This window comes from Shewanella sp. BC20 (genome assembly GCF_003129585.1).
GTDB lineage: Bacteria > Pseudomonadota > Gammaproteobacteria > Enterobacterales > Shewanellaceae > Shewanella > Shewanella seohaensis.
Genome location: NZ_NHRI01000045.1, coordinates 1 through 387 on the forward strand (window position 1 = coordinate 1; position 387 = coordinate 387).

At 49.1% G+C, this 387-nt stretch carries 1 tRNA gene and 2 rRNA genes; all 3 read right to left on the reverse strand.

The features are described 5' to 3' along the window. Positions 1-12: 12 nt before the first annotated feature. The 3 genes from rrf (CBX96_RS21430) to rrf (CBX96_RS21440) all read right to left on the reverse strand — a co-directional run bounded on the left by rrf (CBX96_RS21430) (position 13) and on the right by rrf (CBX96_RS21440) (position 387). Positions 13-128, reverse strand: a 5S ribosomal RNA gene (rrf, locus tag CBX96_RS21430). A gap of 34 nt (positions 129-162) precedes the next feature. Then, positions 163-238: transfer RNA gene (locus tag CBX96_RS21435), tRNA-Thr, on the reverse strand. Positions 239-271: 33 nt separating this feature from the next. Further along, a 5S ribosomal RNA gene (gene rrf, locus CBX96_RS21440) occupies positions 272-387 on the reverse strand.

Consider the following 387-nt stretch of genomic DNA (forward strand, 5'->3'; position numbering starts at 1 on the left):
TCTTAATTTAGCGTTTGGCGATGACCTACTCTCACATGGGGAGACCCCACACTACCATCGGCGCGATTGCGTTTCACTTCTGAGTTCGGGATGGGATCAGGTGGGACCACAATGCTATTGTCACCAAACAAATTTTGCTCTAGGACAACACACTAGATTGTATGGTGCTGATACCCAGAATCGAACTGGGGACCTCATCCTTACCAAGGATGCGCTCTACCGACTGAGCCATATCAGCAATTCTTTATCATCAATGATGATTTAATTAGGCGCTTGGCGATGACCTACTCTCACATGGGGAGACCCCACACTACCATCGGCGCGATTGCGTTTCACTTCTGAGTTCGGGATGGGATCAGGTGGGACCACAATGCTATTGTCACCAAG